We start from the raw sequence: 15,442 nt of genomic DNA, 5'->3' as shown, positions 1-15,442 counted from the left end.
CTCGAAGGAGAGACGAACCATGAGCAGCACCGACACCGCCCCCGCGCTCCCCGCCGATGTCCGCGTCGGCGTGATCGGCGTGGGGCAGATGGGCGCCGACCACGTCGAGCGCATCGCCCGCCGCATCAAGGGCGCCCGCGTCGCGGTGGTCACCGACTACTTCCGCGACAAGGCCCAGCAGATCGCCGACTCCGTGCCCGGCTGCCGTGTCGCGGAGACCCCCGAGGAGCTCATCGCGGCCGATGACGTCGACGCCGTCCTCATCGCCAGCCCCGGCGCGTTCCACAAGGACCAGGCAATCGCCTGCATCGAGGCCGGCAAGCCCGTGCTGTGCGAGAAGCCCCTGGCGATGAACCCCGAGGACGCCTACGCGGTCGTCGAGGCGGAGAAGGCCTCCGGCGGCCAGTACGTCTCCCTCGGCTTCATGCGCCGCTTCGACCGGGAGTACGCCGAGCTCAAGGACGCCATCGACTCCGGGGAGCTGGGCGAGATCAGCATCCTCAACTGCAAGCACCGCAACGCCACCACGCTGCCGGGATTCGTGGACTCGATGATGGTCTACGACTCGGCGGTCCACGAGATCGACGCCATCCACTACTTCCTCGACGAGCCGATCCGGGAGGTCCAGGCGATCCTGCCGGTCCCCGGCCCGCGCGCCGCCGAGGGACAGCACGACCCGATGCTGCTGCTGTTCCGCACCGCGTCCGGCCGCATCGTCACCGACGAGCTGTACGTGAACACCGACTCCGGCTACGAGGTGCGCACCGAGGTCCTGGGCTCCCAGGGCATCGCCACCATCGGCGCGGAGGTCCACCGCGTCACCACCCAGAAGCCCGGCGGCCAGTGGGGCGGCAGCATCCCGGCCGACTTCCGCCCCCGCTTCATCGACGCCTACGACGCCGAGGTCCAGGCCTGGGTCGCCGCCGTCGCGGACGGCACGAACATCGCCGCCCGGTCCGCCCGGGCCTGGGACGGCTACCTCGCCGCCGCGACCTGCGAGGCCGCGGAGAAGGCCCTCACCGCGGGCACCTTCGTCCCCGTCACCGTGCGCCCCCGCCCCTGAGGGCGGGCCGCCGATCCGATCCCGCCGCGCCCTCCGGGGCGCGGGCCGAGCACCGCGAGATGCCCCTCGCGGCCTTCGGCGAACCCTGAAATGACAAGGAAGTCATCATGACAGCACATGGCGCCAGCAGCGCAGAGAAACAGCTCCCGCCCCTGGGCACCGGCCCGTTCCGGGCCCGTCTCGGCCAGATCTCCGTCATCGCCTGCTTCGGCGGTCTCCTGTTCGGCTACGACACCGGCGTCGCCAACGGCGCGGAGGGGCCGATGGCGCAGGAGCTCGGGCTGAGCCTGATCCAGATCGGCTTCGTCATCAGCGCCCTCGTCTTCGCGGCCGCCGTCGGCGCTCTCGCCGGCGGCGCGATCTCGGATCGCATCGGCCGTCGCCGCGCGATCATCCTCATGTCGTTCCTGTTCCTGGGCGGCGCGATGATGGTGGTGCTCTCGCCCGCCGGCCCGGAGCTGGGCACCTTCTACGCCCCGGGGTACGCGACGCTGATCGCCGGGCGCATCCTGCTCGGCCTCGCCGTCGGTGCGGCCTCCTCCGTGGTCCCCGTGTACCTCGCCGAGCTCGCCCCCTTCGAGATCCGCGGCTCGATCGCAGGTCGCAACGAGTTCGCGATCGTGCTCGGCCAGCTGTCCGCGTTCGTCGTGAACTACGTGATCGCCGCGACCCTGGGCGAGCACATCGACGGCATCTGGCGCGTCATGTTCGCCGTCTGCGCCTTGCCGGCGATCGCCCTGTTCATCGGCATGCTGCGGATGCCCGAGTCCCCGCGCTGGCTGGTGGAGAAGGGCCGCCACGAGGAGGCGCTGAAGGTGCTGCGCACCATCCGCTCCGAGGAGCGCGCCGCCGCCGAGCTGGGCACCGTCGAGCACGTCGCCGAGGAGGAGGCCGGGGTCGCCAGCGTCGGGCTGAAGGCCCTGCTCGCCAACAAGCACCTCATCACCATCGTGCTCATCGCGATCGGCGTCGGGGTGGTCCAGCAGCTCACCGGCATCAACTCGATCATGTACTACGGCACCCGGGTGCTCGAGGAGTCCGGCATGACCGAGGAGCAGGCGACGCTGGCGAACATCGCCTTCGGCGTGGTCGCGGTGCTCGGCGCCGTCATCGCGCTGCGGAACATGGACCGCCTGGACCGCCGCGTCACCTTCATGATCGGTCTGTCCCTGACCACCATCTGCCATCTCCTGGTGGGCGTCGCCTCGGTGGTGCTGCCGGAGGGCAACCCGGCCCGGCCCTTCGTGATCCTGGTGCTGGTGGTGGCGTTCGTGCTCTCGATGCAGACCTTCCTCAACGTCGCCGTGTGGGTGTGGCTGTCGGAGATCTTCCCGCTGCACATGCGCGGCCTGGGCATCGGCATCGCCGTGTTCTGCCTGTGGATGATGAACGGCGCGGTCGCCCTGTTCTTCCCCACGCTCGTCTCCGGGGTCGGCATCACCGGTTCGTTCTTCCTGTTCGCCGGCGTGGGCGTCCTGTCGCTGCTGTTCGTGTGGCGCTTCGTGCCGGAGACCCGCGGCGTGTCCCTCGAGAAGCTCGAGGAGGACGTCACCACCGGGGAGATCCACATCCTCACCCGGAAGAAGCGCCTGGTGAACGCCATCGTCAAGAAGCCCTGATCCGGCCGCCCGCAGTCCTCGCCCACCGGCGCGCCCTGCGGCACGGAAGCAGCGGTCCGCTCCGCGTTCTCCGGAACCGGGGCGGATCGCTGCTTCCCACCCCTCCCGAACCCGGGGAAGCGCTTGCGCAGCCCGGGGCGTATATTTGTCCTGACCATTGCACGCGTACGAAGGAGTCGCCGATGGCCGCCGCCGCGGAGCCGAGGTTCCAGCCCCAGATCACCGTGGACCGTTCCGCCTCCGCGCCGCTGTACCTGCAGCTGGCCGAGGGCATCGAGTCCGCCATCCGTTCCGGGGAGCTCGCCGCGGGGTCGCGCCTGGAGAACGAGCTGGAGCTGGCCGGCCGCCTGGGCCTCTCGCGCCCCACGGTGCGCCAGGGCATTCAGGAGCTCGTGGACAAGGGCCTGCTGGTGCGCAAGCGGGGCGTCGGCACCCAGGTGGTGGAGTCGCAGGTCAACCGGCCCGTGGCGCTCACGTCCCTGTACGACGACCTGGCCCGCGCCGGGAAGAGCCCCACGACCGAGGTCGTGGAGTACCGCATCGGCCGCCCCTCGGCGGAGGCCGCCGGCCGGCTGCTGCTCGAGCCGGGGGAGCTGGTCCTGGAGCTGATGCGGGTGCGCAGCGCGGACGGCGAGCCGCTCGCGGTCATGCGCAACACCCTGCCCGAGCGGATCGCCCCGACCCGCGACGAGCTCGTCGCCCAGGGCCTGTACGCGGCGCTGCGCGAGCGCGGCGTCGTCTCCGCGGTCGCGCACCAGCGCATCGGCGCGATCACGGCCGATGAGGAGCACGCCGCGCTGCTGGGCGAGAGCGTCGGCGCGCCGCTGCTGGTGATGGACCGCAAGTCCTTCGGCAACGACGGGGTCGTCATCGAGTACGGCCATCACGTCTACCGCGCCTCGCGCTACTCCTTCGAGGTCACGCTCGTGGACAGCTGAGGGCCCCGGCGGCCCGCGGCGGCGCCCGCCGCCCCGCGCGGGAACTAGGATCTGCTCGTGAGACCTTTCGTGCTGATCGCGACCCGGGCGGAGGACGACGCCGCCGACACCGAGTACGAGACCTTCTGCGCGCTCACGGGGCTGGCCCCGGAGCAGCTGCTGCGGGTCCGTCTCGAGCGCGACCCCATGCCCGAGCTCGACCTCGAGGAGATCTCCGGGATCATCCTCGGCGGCAGCCCGTACAACGCCTCCGACCCGGTGGAGTCCAAGTCCCCGGCGCAGCGGCGAGCGGAGGCGGAGCTGTCCGCCCTGATGGACCGCGTCATCGCGCAGGACGTGCCGCTGTTCGGCGCCTGCTACGGCGTCGGGGCGCTCGGCACTCACCAGGGAGCCGTCGTCGACCGCACCTTCGGGGAGAAGGCCGGCGCCATCACCGTGCACCTCACCGAGGAGGGCAGGGCCGATCCGCTGATCCGCGAGGCCGGCCTGGGCGAGGACTTCGTTGCCCTGGTGGGCCACAAGGAGGCCATCAGCGCCCTGCCGCCGCACGCCGTGCTGCTGGGCCGCGGGGACGCCTGCCCGGTGCAGATGTTCCGGGTCGGCACCCGGCAGTACGCCACCCAGTTCCATCCCGAGCTGGACTCGGAGGGGCTGGTGGTGCGCGCCGGGATCTACCGCGAGCACGGCTACTACGCGCCCGAGGAGTTCGACGAGCTGGCCGCGCAGGTCCGCGCCGTGAAGGCCGACGAGTCCTCGGCCCTGCTGGGGGCGTTCGCGCGGCTGTTCGCCCGCTGACCGCCCCGCCGCCGGCGGCGCGGTCCGATGCGCCCGCGTGCCGGTGACCGCGCGAGGCAGGCGCATTCCGTAGCATCCTGGGCATGCCCCGCTACTCGCGCGACCAGGTGCGGCGACGACGCCGCACCCTCGCCGGCTGCTGCGCGCTCCTGGTCATCGGCGTGCTTGTGCTGACGGTCTCCTGCACCATCCGGGCCGTCCGCGACGGCGATCCGGTCCCGCCGGAGGCCGCCGCCACCGCCGCCGTGCCCACCGCCGAGGTGCGCGTCGCGGACGCGGAGGCGATGACCGTCCCCGGCACCCCGGCCGATGCTCCCGCCCTCGCGCAGCTCCCCGAGGGCGCCGCGCTCGAGCAGGGCGAGGTGATGGGGATCGACGTCTCCTCCCATCAGGGCACCGTCGACTGGACCGCGGTCGCGGCGGACGGCTACGCCTTCACGTACATCAAGGCGACCGAGGGCAGCGGGTACACCGACCCGATGTTCGCGATCAACTGGGAGGGCGCGGGGGCCGCCGGGCTGACCCGCGGCGCCTACCACTACTTCACGCTGTGCTCCTCGGGCGCGGACCAGGCCCGCGACTTCCTCGCCGCCGCCCCGCCGGACGACGCCGCCCTGCCTCCGGCCCTGGACCTCGAGTTCGACGGCGCCTGCCAGGAGCGCCCGGAGGCGGACCAGGCCCAGGCCGAGATCGACGACTTCACGCGCATCGTCGAGGCCGCCTGGGGCCGGCGCGTGGTCGTCTACTCCTCGAGCCAGTGGCGCGCCCACTACGGGCTGCCGGTCGCCGATTCCCGCCCCGCCTGGCTGTTCGAGGACGACGGCCGGCCCGAGGACCCGGAATGGGCGATCTGGCAGCTGCGCTTCGACGGGACCGTAGGAGGCATCGGCCGCCCCACGGACGTGGACGTGCTGCGCATCGACGTGCTGCGCGAGCACAGCGTGCTCACCGACGAGGAGCGCACCCAGCTGGCGATCGAGGCATAGCGCAGGGCACGGGATCGACATGGACCTTCGCATCGAGCCCTGCACCGCCGCGGACCTGTCGCGCCTGCTCGCCGGGCCCGTCGACCCGAGGTCGGCGGCGCACCACCGCGAGCGCTCCGCGCTGCAAGACTCCGGGGAGGCGACCTATCTCCTCGCCTGGCGCGGCGCGGAGAACGTGGGCCGGGCGACGCTCTACCACCGCTCGAAGTACGCGGCGGTCCGCGCCCGCCACCCCGGCACGGCGGAGATCAACGCGCTGGAGGCGACGCCCCAGGGGCAGGGCATCGGCAGCGCGCTGATCGCCGCCGCCGAAGCGATCGCGGCCCGCCGCGGGCATGACGCCGTGGGCCTCGCCGTCGAACCGGGCAACTCGCGTGCGCGCCGGCTGTACGAGCGGCTCGGATACTTCCCGTGGGGGCACGGGGAGGTCATCGACATCTGGACCGAGCCGCGGCCGGGCGGGGACGTGGAGCACCGGGACCCCTGCGACTACCTCCGCAAGGCGCTGCCCCGCGAGGACTCCGCCCCCGCTCGGTAGTCCGGGCGGGACCGATCGCCGCGGGTCGTGCTGAGCGGGGGCTCAGCTCTCCTCGTCCGCGGCGCGGCGCGCGGCGGCGTCGCGGGCGATGCCGCCGCGCAGCTCCTCGAGCTCCCGGGTCCACCGCTCGAGCAGGGCCTGCCGTTCCGCGGAGCCGAGCAGGCGCTCCTGGTGGATGGCGATGGTGCAGCCGCCCGGCGCCTCCAGCAAGGTCACCTGGAAGACGGTCTCGTGATCCAGCTGGGGAGGATGCCAGCGCAGCCGCACCCGGCGACCCACATGGCAGCCGACCACCCGGCCGCGGATCTGCTCGCCGCGGCGCAGCGGCGCCCCGACCATCTGCGGGATCGAGTCCACCGCGAGCCAGGCGGGGAGCCAGTCCGACAGCAGGCGCTGCCACAGCTCCTCGGGGGCCGCGGGGACGGTGCGGCGCACGCCCAGCTCCCAGCCGGCGTTGAGGGTCAGCCCGGTGGGGCGGGAGCGGTCTGCCAGGGGGCCAGTGTCCATGGCTTCAATCTAGGAGGCCCCGAGCGTCCGGCGGGAGCCGCCGGGCGCACCTGTCCTCGAGCCGACCGGCGGCGTTCCCTGCCCGCTCAGCTCGCGGCCCCCGGGACGTCACCTGGGGGCGCCGCGGCCTCACTCGCCGACGATCGCGTGCAGCAACTCGTCCTCGACGGTGTAGTCGCCGGAGAACTGCTCGCCGTCGATGTACACCGTCGGGGTCCCGGGGATGCGGTCGGTGGCTTCCGGACCCACGACCTCGTTGATCCACGGCAGGTAGGTCTCCGCGGTGATGCAGGAGACCGTCTCCTCGCCCGCACCCAGACCGCGCGCGGTCTCCGCGAGATCCTCGCTGCTCAGCGCGGGGCCATCGGCCTGGGCCTCGAACAGGGCGGTGGACATGTCCCAGAACAGGCCCGGATCCTCGTCATGCACGCAGGTCGCCGCGTTGGCGGCCCGCTCGGAGTAGCCGGCGGAGGAGGCGTTCAGCATCGGCAGCGGGTGGATCCGCAGGTCGATGGTGCCGTCCTCGGCGAGCATGCGCAGGTCCTCGTCGTTGATCCGGGAGAAGTCGGCGCAGTGCGGGCAGGAGTAGTCCAGGTACACCTCGACGGTGAGGGAGGAGTCGCTGCCCAGCTGCAGGGCCGTGCCGTCGGCGGCGACCCCGGCCGGCGCCTGGACGCCGGGGGAGGGGGCGGGGCCGTCGGGCCCCGGCGCTCCGTCGCCGTCGCGCAGCAGGAGGTAGCCGCCCAGGCCGACGGCGCCGAGCACGAGGCCGCCCAGCAGGAGCACCGCGCAGACCGCGGCGATGATGATGACCGGCGCCTTCGACCGGGCAGGGGCTGCGGGCATGGGAGGGGTCCTCTCGTCGGGCGGCGTCGGGGGAGGCGGTCAGCGCAGCATGCGGATCTCGGCCAGGTCCTCGAGGGCGGGGTCGGTCTTGCGGGCCCCGTCCGCGCGGAACCCCATCTTCTCGTAGAAGCGGCGGGCGCGGGGATTGCGCTCGGCGACCCACAGGCTCGCGGGGGAGGAGCCGATCAGCGGCTCCAGGAGCGCCGCCCCCGTGCCGGTGCCGTACCAGGGCGAGAGGACGTACAGCGCCTGGACCTCCCGCTCGCGCACCGGCGGGTCATCGCCCGTCGGGCCGACCAGCGCGAAGCCGATCGCGGTGCCCTGCGCGTCGCGGCCGATCCGCACCCTCTGCGCGAGGCGCTCGGGGTGCCAGCGGGTGATCAGCTCCCAGGTCCGCAGCCGATGCGTCCGCGCCTCCGCGTCGAAGAACCGCGGCGGCAGCAGCGCGCCGTAGGCCTCGCGCCAGCCCGTGACGTGGACCTCGGCGAGCGCGGCGGCATCGGCCGGCCGGGGCAGGTCGATCCGGGCCGGACCGCTCACGGCGCCAGGCGGGTGCGTTGCCAGGAGGGCGCCGAACCGGCCGTCCCCTCGACCAGGTCGTAGACGATCCGGTCGTGCAGGCGGTGGGCGCGCCCCTGCCAGAACTCGACGCGGTCCGGCACCACGCGCAGCCCGCCCCAGTGCGGCGGGCGGGGCACCTCGCGGCCCGCGAACCGCGCCTGCGCCTCCGCATACACGGCATCGAGCGTCTCGCGGTCGGCGACGGCCTCCGACTGCTGGGACGCCCAGGCGGCGACCTGGGACTCGCGCGGCCGGCTCGCGAAGTACTCGTCGGCCTGCGCGTCCTCGACGCGCTCCACGGCGCCGTCCACGCGGACCTGCCGCTGCAGCGCGTACCAGGGGAAGAGCAGGGAGGCGGCGGGCGTCGTGAGCGCCTGACGGCCCTTGGCGGAGCGCAGGTTCGTGTAGACGACGAAGCCCCGCTCGTCGTGGCCCTTCAGCAGCAGGGTGCGCGAGCGCGGCCGCGGTCCCGCTGCGGTGACCTCGACGGTCGAGAGCACCACGGCCGCCGGCTCCGAGAGGTCCCCGGTCTCCTCGCGGCGGGCGAAGGCGTCCGCGAGCCACACCTCGAACAGCTCCATCGGATCGGCTGGAGCGGAGTCGGCGAGGGTCCCGGCGAGGTAGTCGGTGCGCTCGCCGGGCAGGCGGCCGGCGGCGCGCGGTGCGGGGGTCGGGGGATCGAGATCGGCCATGGCCCGATCCTAGGCTCGTGCGCGCGCCGCGGGGGAGGCGGGGGCCGGGTCCGCGCCGCCGCGCTCGGCCTCCAGCGCGAGCAGCAGCGGCAGCAGCTCGCTCGGCTGCGCGATGGTGCGGTCGGGGCGCTCCTCGGGGGCGGCCGGCTCGCGGGGATAGCGGGGCGTCCAGGCCATGTGCACGCTGGTGATGCCCAGGCGGTTGGCGCCGGCCACGTCGCGGGCGAGGTTGTTGCCGACCATCACGCAGCGCCCGGCGTCCTCGGGGCGCAGGCCCAGCGATCCCAGGGCGGCGAGGAACATGCGCGCGCTGGGCTTCTCGTGGCGGACGGTCTCCGAGCAGGTGAGCGTCTCGAACAGGTCATGGAGGCCGCAGGCGGTCAGCAGGTTCTCGAAGGAGGCGACGCGGCCGTCGGCCACCAGGGCGATGCGGAAGCCGGCGGCGGCGATGTCGCGCACCATCGCGACGGCGCCGGGGATCGGCGCGCCCGAGAGCACGATGCCGTCCTCGCCGTGGACCTCGGTGCCCTCGTCGATGATCGTGTCTCCGCAGTCCAGCAGGATGATCAGGTCTCGTGGGGTCACCGGATCCATCCTAGGCGGGCCGAGGGGGCGGGGTGCCAGGATGAGGCCATGGACGAGCCTGCCATCCCCGCCCGCCTCGAGACGCCCCGCCTGGTGCTGCGGCCCTGGCGGGCGGGGGAGGCGCCGATCCAGCGGCGGCTGTGGCAGGAGCGGGACCCGCGGGTCCCGGCCGCGCGGCGCATCGATGCCCAGGGGCGTCCCACCCTCGCGGACCTCGAGGCGTGGATCGCCCGGGGGCCGCAGCCGCCCGCGCCGGGGCTGCTCGCGATCGAGCGCCGCGCGGAGGGCGACGTGATCGGGTACTGCGGGCTCATCCGGGGCGGCCATGCGCCGGCCGACGCCCCGGAGATCGCCTACGAGCTGCTGCGCAGCGCCCAGGGGCACGGGTATGCGACCGAGGCGGGACGCGCCGTGGTCGCCGTCGCCCGCGAGGCCGGGCACCCGCGCCTGTGGGCGAGCGTGCGGGTGTGGAACACGGCCTCGCGGCGGGTGCTGGAGAAGCTCGGCTTCACGGAGCAGGGGATCATCTCCCGCGATGCGGTCCACGGCGACACCCTCCTCACCGAGCTCGCGCTCTGAGCGGCCGGCCGATGTACCCGAAACTCCGGGTATCACGAACGGCCGGTATCGGGTAGCCTGAGCGCAGTCACGCCGCCTGTCGAAGGAGACCCCGTGCCCGAGGCCGTCATCGTCGCCGCACACCGTTCGCCCATCGGCCGCGCCCGCAAGGGATCGCTGGCCGCCGTCCGCCCCGACGACCTCGCCGGCCAGATGGTCCGGGCGGCCCTGGACCAGGTGCCCCAGCTCGAGGCCTCCGGCATCGACGACCTCCAGCTGGGCTGCGCCATCCCCGAGGCCTATCAGGGCGGGAACCTGGCCCGCACGGTCGCGGTCGCGCAGGGCCTGGACACCGTCCCCGGGGCGACCGTCACCCGGTTCTGCGCCTCCTCGATCGAGACCACCCGCAGCGCCTTCCACGCCATCCGCGCCGGCGAGGCGCACACGATCATCTCCGCCGGCGTCGAATCGCTGTCCTTCAGCACCGGGAAGCTGCAGGACGAGGACACCCGCAACCCCGTCTTCGAACAGGCCTGGAACCGCTCCGCCGGCCGGGCCGAGCGCAGCATCCCCGCCCCCTGGCACGACCCGCGCGAGGACGGCGAGCTGCCCGACCCGTACATCCTCATGGGCCAGACGGCCGAGAACGTCGCCGAGCTGCGCGGCATCTCCCGCGAGGCGCAGGACGCCTACGCCGTCGAGTCCCAGCGCCGCGCGCAGGACGCCATCGCCTCCGGGTTCTTCTCCCGCGACATCACCCCCGTCACCGCCCCCGACGGCACCGTCGTGCGCGCCGACGACTCCCCGCGCGCCGGCGTCACCCTCGAGGCCGTCGCCGGCCTCGACCCCGTCTTCCGCCCGGACGGCACCGTCACCGCCGGCAACTGCTGCCCGCTGTCCGACGGCGCCGCCGCGCTGATCGTCATGTCCGATGTGCGGGCCCGGGAGCTGGGCATCACCCCGCTCGCGCGGATTCTCGCCACCGGCGTCAGCGGCATCAGCCCCGAGATCATGGGCCTGGGGCCCGTCGAGGCGACCCGCCGCGCCCTCGCGCTCGCCGGCATGGGCATCGGCGACGTCGACCTCGTCGAGCTCAACGAGGCCTTCGCCGCCCAGGTCATCCCCTCCGCGGAGGACCTCGGCATCGACCACGACCGGCTCAACGTCCACGGCGGCGCGATCGCGCTGGGCCACCCCTGGGGCCAGACCGGCGCCCGCATGACCACCACGCTGATCCACGGCCTGCAGGAGCGCGACGCGAGCATCGGCCTGGCGACCCTGTGCGTCGGCGGCGGCCAGGGCATGGCCCTGATCCTGGAGAGGATGTCCTGATGACCGACGCACCGCGCACCGCCGCGCCGACCGGGGAGAGCCGCGCCGTGATCCGCGACCTCGAGGCGACCGCGACGACGCCCGCCCAGCTCCTGCCCGCCGAGGCCGACCACTACGCCCTGTTCCAGGACGTGTCCGGCCCCGAGCTCGAGGCCTGGGCCGCCGCCCGCTCCCTCGCGGCCGACGTCCTGCCGATCATCAACGACGCGTGGGAGAGGGCCGAGTACCCGATGCACCTCATCGGCCGTCTCGGAGAGCTGGACCTGCTGGTCGACGGCCTCGACGTGCCCGGGCACCGGGCCCTCAGCCCGCTCGGCGCGGGCCTGGTGAACATGGAGCTCAGCCGCATCGACGGCAGCGTCGGCACCATGGTCGGCGTGCAGGGCGGCCTCGCCCTCCGCTCCATCGTCCTGCTCGGGTCACCGGAGCAGAAGGCCCGCTGGACCGAGCCGCTGGTCACCGGCGCCGAGTACGGCGCCTTCGCCCTCACCGAGCCCGACCACGGCTCCGACTCGGTCTCGCTGGAGACCACCGCCCGCCGCGACGGCGACTCCTGGGTGATCTCCGGGCAGAAGCGGTGGATCGGCAACGGGGTCGGCGGGCACGTCTCCGTGGTCTGGGCCCGCGTCCAGGACCCCTCCGACGAGACGCTCGACGGACAGGTCAGCGGCTTCCTCGTGCGGCAGGACCTGCCCGGCTACACGGCGGAGATGATCCGCGGGAAGGTCTCCCTGCGCGCCATCCACCAGGCCCACATCACCCTGGACGGGGTGCGCGTGGGCCTCGAGGACCGCCTGCCCGGCGCCCGCTCCTTCAAGGACACCTCGAAGGTCCTGTTCGCGACCCGCGCGGGCGTGGCCTGGGGCGCGCTCGGCCACGCGACCGCCTGCTACGAGGCGGCGCTCGAGCACGCCACCACCCGCATCCAGTTCGGACGGCCGCTGGCGAAGGCGCAGCACGTGCAGGTGCGCCTGGCGGACATGCTCGGCACCCTCACCGCCATGCAGCTGACCTGCGTGCGCATCGCCCAGCTCGAGACCGAGGGACGGATCCGCCCCGAGCAGGCGTCGCTGGCGAAGGTGCAGAACACCCGCGCCGCCCGGGAGATCGCCGCGAACGCCCGCGACCTCCTCGGCGGCTCCGGCATCCTGCTCGAGAACCACGTCGTCCGCCACATGGCCGACATCGAGGCGCTGCACACCTATGAGGGCACCGACACCGTGCAGTCCCTCATCGTCGGCCGCAGCGTCACCGGCACCAGCGCCTTCGTCTGATCCCGGCTGCGGACCGGGCCTCAGCCCGTCGGGCCGACCCGCCGACCGGAGGTCGGGGAGCCGTCCTCGCCGCGGGTGAGCCGCAGCTGCGGCTCCTCGCCCTCCGGGAACAGGATGATCCAGTCGATGCGCTCGGCCGGGATGCCGCCGCTGAGCGGAATGCCGAGCGTCGCGTAGACCTGAGCGGCGCTGACCTGCAGGTCCCGGCTGATCCTCTCCACGGTCTGCTCGGCCTCGAACCTCTCGCGGATCTCCCGCTGCGTGGGGACGGGAAGGGCTTCGGCGCCCACCGGCAGGTGCCGGGCCCGAGCCGGTGCCCCGTCGAGGGGACCTGCTGCGCCGGGCATCCCGTCAGGCGTGTCGTGCGTCGTCCCGAGCGCTGCTCGGACATCGGCGATGCTCGATCGGAGCTCGCGCGCGATGCGGTGCTGGTCGTGCCCGACAGCGGCACGGCTGCGGATCTCCCGCGCCAGCAGCGCGCGCTCATCCATCGGGCCCAGGTCCATGCCGTGCTCCATCCGTCCGGTCCGCCGTCGTGCGAACCTATCGCCGCGGACGGACGCACGGAAGGGGCCGGACGGGCGGCGGAGGCGTTCCCGCGGGAACGCCGTGCGGCGGCTCAGGCGAAGCGGTGACCGAACAGGCGAAGGCCGTCACCGCGGTGCTGGCCGTGCCGACGCCGGGCGCGGGGGCCGGCCGCGGGACGAGGGCCGAGGTCGGCGCGGTGGGCGTGCTCGGCGCGGAGTGCGGTCTGCGCCATCTCGAGGTCGCGGGCGTCCTCCCGGGTGCGGGCGGCGCGGATCGCGCGGAGCTCGGCGAGGGCGCCGGCGTCGCCCCAGGCGGGGTCCAGGGGACGGTAGAGGATCGGGGCGTCGACGGCGGTGCGGTCCTGGGCGGTGGGGGTCGTGGTGAACATGTCCCCACCCTCCCGCTCCGGCGGGGTGCGGGGCGTCGGCCGGCGGGATCGACGCCGTCATCCCGGCGGATGATCCTGCCCGCGCCGCTCCCCGCCCCCGGCCTGATCCGCCGGGGCGTCGCGCGACCTGCGGGCCGGGCCGCCCTTCCCGCGGGAGGGATCGTCGGCCTACTGTGGGGCACCGTCGTGGAGGAGGAGCGATGACCAGCATCGAGGTCCAGGAGAAGGGCCTGCCCGCGCTGCGGCTGGCCGTGCGCACGGTGACCGTGCCGGACCAGCCGGCGGTGGCCGGGTTCGTCGGTCCGCTGTTCGACGAGGTCGCGGACGGGATCGGGGCCGATGCCGCCGCCACGGGAACGCCCGTCGCCCTGTACGACATGAACGAGGACGGCGTCGAGGTCACGGCCGGGTTCACCATCGAGGGCGAGCCCGGCGAGCCCGGCGAGGGCTGCGAGCTCCTCGAGCTTCCGGCGGTCCCGCGGGCGCTGAGCGCCGTGCACCACGGGACCATGGCGGGGATCGGCGAATCCTGGCGCGCCCTGCACACTGCCGTGCTCGAGCACGGGCTCGTGCCCGACTGGCCCTGCCGCGAGGTCTACCTCGTCTCCGACTCCGAGGACCAGCAGGACTGGGTCACCGAGCTGCAGCAGCCCGTGCAGGAGGAGCCGCTGCACTGACCATCGGCCCGGTCTGCGCTCACGCGGCGGGCCCGCCCTCCCAGGCGACATGCGCCAGGTCGACGCCGGCGGGCCGCGGCGGGTCCCAGGGGTGCACGGCGAGCACCAGCACGGCGCCCGAGGCGATCTCGATCCGGTCGCCCTCCCGCACGATGACGCTGCGCCGCCCCAGCTCGGGGTCGACGACGTCGAGGGCCGCGTGCGCGGTGGCCCCGTCCTCGGCGATCCGCGCCCCCGAGCAGCCGATGGTCGCGCTGCCGATCCGCGCCCGCGCCGTCAGACGCAGCCGGTGCCGCGTGGGCGTCGCGCCGTCCGGTCCGTCGATGCTCACGATCCTCACCCCCAGTCCTCGGGCGGCGCGCCGACGCCCGTCATCACGATGTTGTTGCCGTAGAAGAAGTCCATCGGAACCGTGACCAGATGCGGCTTGCCGGCGCCGTCGCCCCACGGGTTGACCAGGACGACCTCCTCGGTCTCCGGGTCGACCGACTGCACCTGGTAGACGTGGGCGGAGGCGAGGTCGCCCCGGAAGGGCATGATCGGATCGGTCATCACGGTGATCGGCGCACCGGTCTCCAGAGCGCGGTGGAGGTCCTCCGCCGAGGGCTGGCCGCCGAGGATGTCGGAGCCATTCGCGCCCGCGCCCGTGATGAGCTCGAGGCCGGCCTGGGGCGTGTCGGCGATGACGGACTCGTAGTCCGGGCCGAGGTGGTTGATCGCCGCCTGCTCGTAGATCGACATGTAGCCGATCTCGTCGTCGTCCCAGAAGTTTCCGCTGCCGTCGTTGTCCACGCGCGCGCCGTCGCGGACCAGCTCGTCGGGGGAGACGGTGACGGTCACCGGCTCGCCGTCCTCGTAGAGCGTCACGTCCCAGGTGCCGTCCTCGCGCAGGGTGATGTTCCGGGCCAGGAACTCCGGATCGGACTGCGCGGCCGCCATCAGCCCGGCGAGGAACCAGCAGTCGCCCAGCGTGCCCTGGCGCATCACCTGGCTCCCGATCGCCTCGGCGGAGAGATCGACATCGGCCGGATCGAAGCCGGCCCCCTCGGGGGAGTCGACGTAGCGGCCGCCGAGGTCCTCGATGGTCATCGGATCATCGAACGGGGTCTTCTCCCAGGCGTCCTGGGCCCAGTTGATGATGTCCGACCAGGACTCGCCCTCGAGCAGCTCCGCGTAGCGGGCGGAGTCGATCGAGCCGTCCGCGCTGGAGGCGAGGTCCTGCTGCGCGGCATGGCGGTAGAGGGCCCGCGCCCCGGTGCCCAGGCGCACGGAGGCCTCGCGGATCAGCGGAAGCACCGAGGCCTCGAAGCTCTCGCAGAAGCGGTCGCGATCCGGGCCGGTCCAGCTCGCCCGGGCGATCGCGGCCGACAGCGCCTCCCCGATCTCCTCGAGCCGAACCCCCCGCTGCTCCATCGTCTCTCCCGCACCGATCAGCTGATCGGTGTCGGCCCCCAGGAACCCGCCCATGCACCCCGCCCCTTCCGCACCTCACCGGCATGTGCGCCGTGGTCAGCACTGTAGCCGCGCCCGGCCTCTCCTACGATGGGCAGAAGTC

General features: G+C 73.7%; 19 protein-coding genes. 10 read left to right on the top strand and 9 right to left on the bottom strand.

Going from position 1 to position 15,442, the window contains the following annotated elements; all coding sequences use genetic code 11:
• The first annotated feature begins 19 nt into the window (after nucleotides 1-19).
• The 6 genes from ABD234_RS13565 to ABD234_RS13540 all read left to right on the top strand — a co-directional run bounded on the left by ABD234_RS13565 (nucleotide 20) and on the right by ABD234_RS13540 (nucleotide 5,939).
• Complete coding sequence (locus ABD234_RS13565) at nucleotides 20-1,063, top strand: Gfo/Idh/MocA family protein (protein WP_344357187.1); 1,044 nt, start codon at nucleotides 20-22, stop codon at nucleotides 1,061-1,063.
• A 107-nt stretch (nucleotides 1,064-1,170) separates the two neighbouring features.
• Nucleotides 1,171-2,682, top strand: coding sequence for a sugar porter family MFS transporter (locus tag ABD234_RS13560; RefSeq protein WP_344357184.1), 1,512 nt, complete (start codon nucleotides 1,171-1,173; stop codon nucleotides 2,680-2,682).
• A gap of 182 nt (nucleotides 2,683-2,864) precedes the next feature.
• The gene (locus ABD234_RS13555; protein WP_344357182.1) at nucleotides 2,865-3,620 is read left to right on the top strand and encodes a GntR family transcriptional regulator; all 756 of its coding nucleotides are present in this window, start codon (nucleotides 2,865-2,867) and stop codon (nucleotides 3,618-3,620) included.
• Nucleotides 3,621-3,677: 57 nt separating this feature from the next.
• Entirely contained in the window at nucleotides 3,678-4,415 is a 738-nt protein-coding gene (locus ABD234_RS13550; RefSeq protein WP_038373456.1) for a glutamine amidotransferase, read from the top strand.
• An 83-nt stretch (nucleotides 4,416-4,498) separates the two neighbouring features.
• Nucleotides 4,499-5,401, top strand: coding sequence for a GH25 family lysozyme (locus ABD234_RS13545; RefSeq protein WP_344357181.1), 903 nt, complete (start codon nucleotides 4,499-4,501; stop codon nucleotides 5,399-5,401).
• Between the two features lie 19 nt (nucleotides 5,402-5,420).
• Entirely contained in the window at nucleotides 5,421-5,939 is a 519-nt protein-coding gene (locus tag ABD234_RS13540) for a GNAT family N-acetyltransferase (RefSeq protein WP_344357178.1), read from the top strand.
• 42 nt (nucleotides 5,940-5,981) lie between these two features.
• On the opposite strand, the gene ABD234_RS13535 is transcribed toward ABD234_RS13540, so the two are convergent.
• From ABD234_RS13535 to ABD234_RS13515, 5 genes are all read right to left on the bottom strand, one after another.
• Nucleotides 5,982-6,446, bottom strand: coding sequence for an SRPBCC family protein (locus ABD234_RS13535; RefSeq protein ID WP_051486976.1), 465 nt, complete (start codon nucleotides 6,444-6,446; stop codon nucleotides 5,982-5,984).
• A gap of 129 nt (nucleotides 6,447-6,575) precedes the next feature.
• Nucleotides 6,576-7,292: a DsbA family protein gene (locus ABD234_RS13530; protein WP_344357174.1), complete on the bottom strand. Its 717-nt coding sequence runs from the start codon at nucleotides 7,290-7,292 to the stop codon at nucleotides 6,576-6,578.
• A 39-nt stretch (nucleotides 7,293-7,331) separates the two neighbouring features.
• Nucleotides 7,332-7,832, bottom strand: a complete 501-nt coding sequence (locus ABD234_RS13525; RefSeq protein ID WP_344357171.1) for a GNAT family N-acetyltransferase — start codon at nucleotides 7,830-7,832, stop codon at nucleotides 7,332-7,334.
• A complete protein-coding gene (gene pdxH, locus ABD234_RS13520) occupies nucleotides 7,829-8,545 on the bottom strand; it encodes a pyridoxamine 5'-phosphate oxidase (protein WP_344357168.1) in 717 nt (238 codons plus the stop codon). Before pdxH ends, ABD234_RS13525 begins: the two co-directional genes overlap by 4 nt.
• Before the next feature lie 9 nt (nucleotides 8,546-8,554).
• On the bottom strand, nucleotides 8,555-9,130 hold the full coding sequence (locus ABD234_RS13515; RefSeq protein WP_344357165.1) for an HAD family hydrolase: 576 nt from the start codon (nucleotides 9,128-9,130) through the stop codon (nucleotides 8,555-8,557).
• A gap of 48 nt (nucleotides 9,131-9,178) precedes the next feature.
• Between ABD234_RS13515 and ABD234_RS13510 the strand changes: the two genes are divergently transcribed.
• The 3 genes from ABD234_RS13510 (at nucleotide 9,179) to ABD234_RS13500 (ending at nucleotide 12,294) form a co-directional block, all read left to right on the top strand.
• The gene (locus tag ABD234_RS13510) at nucleotides 9,179-9,709 is read left to right on the top strand and encodes a GNAT family N-acetyltransferase (RefSeq protein WP_344357162.1); all 531 of its coding nucleotides are present in this window, start codon (nucleotides 9,179-9,181) and stop codon (nucleotides 9,707-9,709) included.
• Between the two features lie 93 nt (nucleotides 9,710-9,802).
• Nucleotides 9,803-11,020: an acetyl-CoA C-acetyltransferase gene (locus ABD234_RS13505; protein ID WP_344357159.1), complete on the top strand. Its 1,218-nt coding sequence runs from the start codon at nucleotides 9,803-9,805 to the stop codon at nucleotides 11,018-11,020.
• The gene (locus tag ABD234_RS13500) at nucleotides 11,020-12,294 is read left to right on the top strand and encodes an acyl-CoA dehydrogenase family protein (protein WP_344357156.1); all 1,275 of its coding nucleotides are present in this window, start codon (nucleotides 11,020-11,022) and stop codon (nucleotides 12,292-12,294) included. The genes ABD234_RS13505 and ABD234_RS13500 overlap by 1 nt, the downstream gene beginning before the upstream one ends.
• 20 nt (nucleotides 12,295-12,314) lie before the next feature.
• Here the strand turns inward: ABD234_RS13500 and ABD234_RS13495 are convergent, their stop codons facing one another.
• Together ABD234_RS13495 and ABD234_RS13490 are read right to left on the bottom strand one after the other, a co-directional pair.
• Nucleotides 12,315-12,800, bottom strand: a complete 486-nt coding sequence (locus tag ABD234_RS13495; protein ID WP_344357154.1) for a hypothetical protein — start codon at nucleotides 12,798-12,800, stop codon at nucleotides 12,315-12,317.
• Nucleotides 12,801-12,913: 113 nt separating this feature from the next.
• Nucleotides 12,914-13,210, bottom strand: coding sequence for a hypothetical protein (locus ABD234_RS13490; RefSeq protein WP_344357151.1), 297 nt, complete (start codon nucleotides 13,208-13,210; stop codon nucleotides 12,914-12,916).
• A 200-nt stretch (nucleotides 13,211-13,410) separates the two neighbouring features.
• On the opposite strand from ABD234_RS13490, the gene ABD234_RS13485 reads away from it, so the two are divergent.
• A complete protein-coding gene (locus tag ABD234_RS13485; RefSeq protein WP_344357148.1) occupies nucleotides 13,411-13,887 on the top strand; it encodes a GyrI-like domain-containing protein in 477 nt (158 codons plus the stop codon).
• Between the two features lie 19 nt (nucleotides 13,888-13,906).
• Here ABD234_RS13485 and ABD234_RS13480 read toward each other — a convergent pair whose 3' ends face one another.
• Nucleotides 13,907-14,227 carry a hypothetical protein gene (locus ABD234_RS13480; protein WP_344357145.1) on the bottom strand — a complete coding sequence of 107 codons (321 nt, stop codon included), beginning with the start codon at nucleotides 14,225-14,227 and terminating at the stop codon, nucleotides 13,907-13,909.
• The gene (locus ABD234_RS13475) at nucleotides 14,224-15,354 is read right to left on the bottom strand and encodes a C2 family cysteine protease (protein WP_344357142.1); all 1,131 of its coding nucleotides are present in this window, start codon (nucleotides 15,352-15,354) and stop codon (nucleotides 14,224-14,226) included. Before ABD234_RS13475 ends, ABD234_RS13480 begins: the two co-directional genes overlap by 4 nt.
• Nucleotides 15,355-15,442: the final 88 nt, after the last annotated feature.

It is taken from the genome of Brachybacterium phenoliresistens (assembly GCF_039530785.1).
Taxonomy (GTDB): Bacteria; Actinomycetota; Actinomycetes; order Actinomycetales; family Dermabacteraceae; genus Brachybacterium; species Brachybacterium phenoliresistens.
Note: the sequence above shows the minus strand (reverse complement) of the source record. Positions and strands in the feature narration are given on the sequence as shown.

What these genes read in the sequence shown, in the direction of transcription:
- ABD234_RS13565 (WP_344357187.1), top strand. Translation starts at nt 20, where the DNA reads ATGAGCAGCACCGACACCGCCCCCGCGCTCCCCGCCGATGTCCGCGTC.
- ABD234_RS13560 (WP_344357184.1), top strand. Translation starts at nt 1,171, where the DNA reads ATGACAGCACATGGCGCCAGCAGCGCAGAGAAACAGCTCCCGCCCCTG.
- ABD234_RS13555 (WP_344357182.1), top strand. Translation starts at nt 2,865, where the DNA reads ATGGCCGCCGCCGCGGAGCCGAGGTTCCAGCCCCAGATCACCGTGGAC.
- ABD234_RS13545 (WP_344357181.1), top strand. Translation starts at nt 4,499, where the DNA reads ATGCCCCGCTACTCGCGCGACCAGGTGCGGCGACGACGCCGCACCCTC.
- ABD234_RS13540 (WP_344357178.1), top strand. Translation starts at nt 5,421, where the DNA reads ATGGACCTTCGCATCGAGCCCTGCACCGCCGCGGACCTGTCGCGCCTG.
- ABD234_RS13535 (WP_051486976.1), bottom strand. Translation starts at nt 6,446, where the DNA reads ATGGACACTGGCCCCCTGGCAGACCGCTCCCGCCCCACCGGGCTGACC.
- ABD234_RS13530 (WP_344357174.1), bottom strand. Translation starts at nt 7,292, where the DNA reads ATGCCCGCAGCCCCTGCCCGGTCGAAGGCGCCGGTCATCATCATCGCC.
- pdxH (WP_344357168.1), bottom strand. Translation starts at nt 8,545, where the DNA reads ATGGCCGATCTCGATCCCCCGACCCCCGCACCGCGCGCCGCCGGCCGC.
- ABD234_RS13510 (WP_344357162.1), top strand. Translation starts at nt 9,179, where the DNA reads ATGGACGAGCCTGCCATCCCCGCCCGCCTCGAGACGCCCCGCCTGGTG.
- ABD234_RS13500 (WP_344357156.1), top strand. Translation starts at nt 11,020, where the DNA reads ATGACCGACGCACCGCGCACCGCCGCGCCGACCGGGGAGAGCCGCGCC.
- ABD234_RS13495 (WP_344357154.1), bottom strand. Translation starts at nt 12,800, where the DNA reads ATGGACCTGGGCCCGATGGATGAGCGCGCGCTGCTGGCGCGGGAGATC.
- ABD234_RS13490 (WP_344357151.1), bottom strand. Translation starts at nt 13,210, where the DNA reads ATGTTCACCACGACCCCCACCGCCCAGGACCGCACCGCCGTCGACGCC.
- ABD234_RS13485 (WP_344357148.1), top strand. Translation starts at nt 13,411, where the DNA reads ATGACCAGCATCGAGGTCCAGGAGAAGGGCCTGCCCGCGCTGCGGCTG.
- ABD234_RS13475 (WP_344357142.1), bottom strand. Translation starts at nt 15,354, where the DNA reads ATGGGCGGGTTCCTGGGGGCCGACACCGATCAGCTGATCGGTGCGGGA.